Source organism: Pseudomonas sp. P5_A2_2, assembly GCF_054177685.1.
On record NZ_JBGCUL010000248.1, the window covers coordinates 1 to 5838 of the forward strand.

The window sequence follows — 5838 nt, forward strand, 5'->3', positions numbered from 1 at the left end:
GTCGGAACGGAGCCTTCGACCTTGCTCAGCAAGTTCGACACGCGCTTGTTCACCGCGGCCAGGGCGGCGGCTTCCGGCAGTTTGCGGAAGGCCTGTACCGCTTGCACACGCTGGTCGAAGTCCAGGGCCGAGCCTGGCTTCAAGGCACGTACCGACAGGTAGGTGGCGACGTCGACGCCTTCGTCTTCGTAACGGGCACGCAGACGGTCGAAGATGAACTCCAGCACCGAGTCATTGAGGCCGGCAGCCTTGATCTTGGTCCCGAATGCATCCACGGCGAAGGCCACGGCGTCGGTCAGGTCCAGGTCCAGTTGTTTCTCGATCAGGATGCGCAACACGCCCAGTGCGGCACGGCGCAGGGCATACGGGTCTTTGCTGCCGGTCGGCAGCATGCCGATACCGAAAATACCCACGAGGGTGTCGAGCTTGTCGGCGATGGCCACGGCCGCACCGGTCAGGGTGGACGGCAGTTCAGCGCCGGCACCGCGTGGCATGTACTGCTCGTTCAGGGCCAGGGCGACATCTTCCGGCTCGCCATCGTTGAGGGCGTAGTAGTAACCGGCGACACCTTGCATCTCCGGGAACTCGCCGACCATCTCGGTCGACAGGTCGCACTTCGAAAGCAGGCCCGCACGGGCTGCCCATGCAGCGTTGCCGCCGATGCGCTGAGCGATGAATGCGGCGAGCCTGGAAACGCGCTCGGCCTTGTCGTAGACGCTGCCGAGTTTTTCCTGGAACACCACGTTCTGCAGGCGCAGGTTGAAGTCTTCGAGCTTCTGCTTCTTGTCTTGCTTGAAGAAGAACTCGGCGTCGGTCAGGCGTGGGCGGACCACTTTCTCGTTACCGGCGATGATCTGCTGCGGGTCTTTGCTTTCGATGTTGGCCACGGTAATGAAACGTGGCAGCAACTTGCCGTCGGCGTCCAGCAGGCAGAAGTACTTCTGGTTGTCCTGCATGGTGGTGATCAGGGCTTCCTGTGGCACGTCGAGGAAGCGTTCCTCGAACGAGCACACCAGCGGCACCGGCCATTCGACCAGCGCGGTCACTTCATCGAGCAGCGCTGGCGGAACGATTGCCGTGCCTTCCTGACGGGTGGCCAGCTCTTCGGTGCGCTTGCTGATGATCTCGCGACGCTCGTTGGCGTCAGCCAGCACGTAGGCGGCACGCAGGTCGGCCAGGTAGCTGGATGGCGAACCGATGCGCACGCTTTCCGGGTGATGGAAGCGGTGACCACGGGAATCGCGGCCGGCCTTCTGGGCGAGGATGGTGCAATCGATGACCTGGTCACCGAGCAGCATCACCAGCCATTGGGTCGGACGAACGAATTCTTCCTTGCGCGCGCCCCAACGCATGCGTTTCGGGATCGGCAGGTCGTTCAGGGAATCTTCGACGATGGTCGGCAGCAGGCTCGCGGTCGCCTTGCCGGCGATGCTCTGGCTGTAGCGCAGTTTCGGGCCGCTCTGATCGATTTCGCTCAGTTCGACGCCGCACTTCTTGGCGAAGCCCAGGGCCGCCTGGGTCGGGTTGCCTTCGGCATCGAATGCGGCCTGGCGTGGCGGGCCGTCGAGGTTGATGCTGCGATCCGGCTGCTGGGTGGCCAGCGAGGTGATCAGCACGGCCAGGCGGCGCGGGGCGGCATAAACAGTTTTGCTTTCGTAGTTCAGGCCGGCGGCTTGCAGGCCCTTGTCGATACCGGCGAGGAACGCCTCGGCCAGGGTGTTCAGGGCTTTGGGTGGCAGTTCTTCAGTGCCCAGTTCAACCAGAAAATCCAGAGCACTCATTGTGCAGCCTCCAGCTTGGCCAGTACTTCATCACGCAGGTCCGGGGTCGCCATCGGGAAGCCCAGCTTGGCGCGAGCCAACAGGTAGGCTTGCGCAACGGAACGCGCCAGGGTGCGTACACGCAGGATGTATTGCTGACGCGCAGTCACGGAAATTGCCCGGCGCGCATCCAGCAGGTTGAAGGTGTGGGAAGCCTTCAACACCATTTCGTAGCTCGGCAACGGCAGCGGCTGGTCGAGTTCGATCAGGCGCTTGGCTTCGCTTTCGTAGAAATCGAACAGTTCGAACAGCTTGTCGACGTTGGCGTGTTCGAAGTTGTAGGTCGACTGTTCCACTTCGTTCTGGTGGAACACGTCGCCGTAGGTCACCTTGCCGAACGGGCCGTCAGCCCAGACCAGGTCGTAGACCGAGTCCACGCCTTGCAGGTACATGGCCAAACGCTCGAGACCGTAGGTGATCTCGCCGGTCACCGGGTAGCACTCGATGCCGCCCGCTTGCTGGAAGTAGGTGAACTGGGTGACTTCCATGCCGTTGAGCCAGACTTCCCAGCCCAGACCCCAGGCGCCGAGGGTCGGCGATTCCCAGTTGTCTTCGACGAAGCGGATGTCGTGGACCAGCGGGTCCAGGCCGACGTGCTTGAGGGAGCCCAGGTACAGTTCCTGGAAATTGTCCGGGTTCGGCTTCAGGACGACCTGGAACTGGTAGTAGTGCTGCAGACGGTTCGGGTTTTCGCCGTAGCGGCCGTCAGTCGGACGACGGCTTGGCTGCACGTAGGCGGCGTTCCAGGTTTCCGGGCCAATGGCGCGCAGGAATGTTGCAGTGTGGAAAGTGCCGGCGCCTACTTCCATATCGTAGGGCTGAAGTACCACACAACCTTGCTCGGCCCAGTATTGCTGGAGGGCGAGGATCAAGTCTTGGAAGGTACGCACGGCTGGCGTAGGCTGGCTCACGAAATTCACCTGTTTCTTGGGCTGCGATTTAAAGAGCGGGAGTATACCCGATTCGTTGCTGCGCACGCCCCCTGGAGCCTTATGCCACGCTGCTTTTGGTGTTCCGAAGATCCGTTGTACATGGCTTATCACGATCAGGAGTGGGGCACGCCGCTACGCGATGCGCAGGGATTGTTCGAGTTGCTTTTGCTCGAAGGGTTCCAGGCCGGGCTTTCCTGGATCACGGTGCTGCGCAAACGCGAGCATTATCGCCAGGTGATGTTCGGCTTCGACGTCCAGCGCGTAGCGCAGATGAGCGATGCCGAAATCGACGAATTGATGCTCGATCCGGGCATCATCCGCAACCGCCTCAAACTCAACGCGGCCCGGCGCAATGCCCAGGCCTGGCTGGCGCTGGAGGACCCGGTGGAGTTTCTCTGGTCGTTTGTCGGTGGCACGCCCGTGATCAATCATTTCAAGGATCGCAGCGAAGTCCCGGCCGTTACGCCGACCGCCGTGGAAATGAGCAAAGGCCTGAAAAAAGCCGGTTTCACGTTCGTCGGGCCGACCATTTGTTACGCGCTGATGCAGGCCTCGGGCATGGTCATGGATCACACCCGCGATTGCGACCGCTACGCGCAGTTGGCGAACGGCGGTTAGAATGGCCGCCTCGCGCACAGCACAAGATCAGGAGTGACCTGTGGATAAGTTGAAAGGCGCCTTGCTGGTAGGCGCTCTGCGGCTGTTTGCCCTGCTTCCGTGGAGGGCCGTGCAGACCGTGGGCTCGGCGATTGGCTGGGTCATGTGGAAAACCCCGAACCGTTCCCGCGACGTGGTACGGATCAACCTGTCCAAATGCTTTCCGGACATGGACCCTGCCGAGCGTGAGCGCCTGGTGGGCCAGAGCCTGAAGGACATTGGCAAGTCCCTGACCGAAAGCGCCTGTGCCTGGATCTGGCCCGCCCAGCGTTCCATCGACCTGGTGCGCGAGGTCGAAGGCCTCGACGTGTTGAAAGACGCCCTCGCGTCCGGCAAAGGCGTGGTCGGCATCACCRGTCACCTGGGCAACTGGGAAGTGCTCAACCACTTCTATTGCAGCCAGTGCAAACCGATCATTTTCTACCGTCCACCCAAATTGAAGGCGGTGGATGAATTGCTGCAAAAGCAGCGGGTGCAGTTGGGTAACAAGGTCGCAGCTTCCACCAAGGAAGGCATCCTCAGCGTCATCAAGGAAGTGCGCAAAGGTGGCRCAGTGGGCATTCCCGCTGACCCGGAACCGGCTGAATCCGCCGGGATCTTCGTGCCGTTCTTCGCCACTCAGGCGCTGACCAGCAAGTTCGTGCCGAACATGCTCGCCGGCGGCAAGGCGGTCGGCGTGTTCCTGCATGCACTGCGCCTGCCGGACGGTTCAGGTTACAAGGTAATACTGGAAGCCGCGCCGGAGGCCATGTACAGCACCGATACCGAAACCTCCTGCGCGGCCATGAGCCAGGTGGTCGAGCGCTATGTGCGGGCTTATCCGAGCCAGTACATGTGGAGCATGAAGCGCTTCAAGAAGCGTCCACCGGGTGAAGCTCGCTGGTATTGATGCAAAAAATCAAAAGATCGTCCGAACGCGGCCCGAGCCTTCGGACGATCTTTTGATCTTTATTGGCCTGCGTGCGCCTGACGCTCGAGCTTCTTCAGGAACACTGTCATTTCCTTCTCGGCCTGTTTGTCACCATGGCCGCGGGCAGCTTCCAGGCCTTGCTCCCAGGCTTGTCGCGCGGCCGCAAAGTCCGCCAGCGCCAGGTGGGCCTTGCCCAGTAGTTTCCACGCCGCCGAATACTTCGGGTCGAATTCGACGCAGCGTTGAAAATGCTCCACTGCCTTGGCGTTCTCCCCCAGATCCAGATAGCCCTTGCCCAAGCCGAAGCGTAGCAAAGCGTTATCCACACCCTTGGCGAGCATTTTTTCCAGGGATTCGATCATTGGTGGATTCCTTTTTGAGGTGTGTCAGGAAGATATCCGGGATCTGGAAGTCCGCTATCGCGAGCAAGCTCGCTCCCACAGTTGATCTTCAGAAACACAAATGGTGTGTACGACCGAGAACCCTGTGGGAGCGAGCTTGCTCGCGATGAGGCCAGCCTGATCACCGAAAAATCCGGATCAGAAGAAGCTCAACCCCACATGGAACAACTTCTCCACATCGCGAATATGCTTTTTATCCACAAGGAACAAAATCACATGGTCGCCCGTTTCGATCACGGTGTCGTCATGGGCAATGATCACTTCTTCGTCGCGGATGATCGCACCGATGGTGGTGCCCGGCGGCAGGCCGATGTTCTCGATGGCCTTGCCGATCACCTTGCTTGATTTCGCATCACCATGGGCAATCGCCTCGATGGCCTCCGCCGCGCCTCGGCGCAGTGAGTGCACGCTGACGATGTCGCCCCGGCGCACGTGGGCCAGCAAGGTGCCGATGGTGGCGAGTTGAGGGCTGATGGCGATGTCGATGTCACCGCCCTGGATCAGATCGACATAAGCCGGGTTGTTGATGATGGACATCACCTTCTTCGCACCCAAGCGCTTGGCCAGAAGCGACGACATGATGTTGGCTTCGTCGTCGTTGGTCAGGGCGAGGAACAGGTCCGCGTCGGCGATGTTCTCCTCCATCAGCAGGTCGCGGTCCGAGGCGCTGCCCTGTAACACCACGGTGCTGTCGAGGTGGTCCGAGAGATGACGGCAACGGGCCGGGTTCATCTCGATGATTTTCACCTGATAACGGCTTTCGATGGCCTCGGCCAAACGCTCGCCGATTTGCCCGCCACCGGCGATGACGATGCGTTTATAGGTTTCATCGAGACGACGCATTTCGCTCATGACCGCGCGAATGTTCGCTTTGGCGGCGATGAAAAACACTTCGTCGTCGGCCTCGATCACCGTGTCGCCCTGGGGCAGGATCGGCCGGTCACGACGGAAAATCGCCGCGACACGGGTTTCAACGTTCGGCATGTGCTCGCGCAACTGCCGCAGTTGCTGACCCACCAGTGGCCCGCCGTAGTACGCCCGCACCGCCACCAGTTGCGCCTTGCCTTCGGCGAAGTCGATCACCTGCAAGGCGCCGGGGTGCTGGATCAGGCGCTTGA

Annotated in this window: 6 protein-coding genes; 2 read left to right on the forward strand and 4 right to left on the reverse strand. The window is 60.9% G+C overall.

All coding sequences use genetic code 11. The features are described from left to right. A partial coding sequence (glyS, locus tag ACXRVY_RS15310) for a glycine--tRNA ligase subunit beta (protein WP_458237686.1) occupies positions 1 to 1781 on the reverse strand: 1781 nt, incomplete at its 3' end. Then, positions 1778 to 2731 (reverse strand): glycine--tRNA ligase subunit alpha, encoded by a 954-nt coding sequence (gene glyQ, locus ACXRVY_RS15315; RefSeq protein WP_003187265.1) that lies wholly within the window; start codon positions 2729 to 2731, stop codon positions 1778 to 1780. The genes glyS and glyQ, both read right to left, overlap by 4 nt. An 81-nt stretch (positions 2732 to 2812) precedes the next feature. Between glyQ and tag the strand changes: the two genes are divergently transcribed. Together tag and ACXRVY_RS15325 are read left to right on the forward strand one after the other, a co-directional pair. Continuing rightward, a complete protein-coding gene (gene tag, locus ACXRVY_RS15320; protein WP_204932641.1) occupies positions 2813 to 3370 on the forward strand; it encodes a DNA-3-methyladenine glycosylase I in 558 nt (185 codons plus the stop codon). 40 nt (positions 3371 to 3410) lie between these two features. Continuing rightward, positions 3411 to 4298 carry a lysophospholipid acyltransferase gene (locus ACXRVY_RS15325; RefSeq protein WP_458237687.1) on the forward strand — a complete coding sequence of 296 codons (888 nt, stop codon included), beginning with the start codon at positions 3411 to 3413 and terminating at the stop codon, positions 4296 to 4298. A 59-nt stretch (positions 4299 to 4357) separates the two neighbouring features. Here the strand turns inward: ACXRVY_RS15325 and ACXRVY_RS15330 are convergent, their stop codons facing one another. Beyond that, positions 4358 to 4681, reverse strand: coding sequence for a tetratricopeptide repeat protein (locus tag ACXRVY_RS15330; RefSeq protein ID WP_223459118.1), 324 nt, complete (start codon positions 4679 to 4681; stop codon positions 4358 to 4360). Positions 4682 to 4858: 177 nt separating this feature from the next. Continuing rightward, on the reverse strand, positions 4859 to 5838 hold a 980-nt coding region (trkA, locus tag ACXRVY_RS15335), incomplete at its 5' end, for a Trk system potassium transporter TrkA (RefSeq protein ID WP_458237688.1).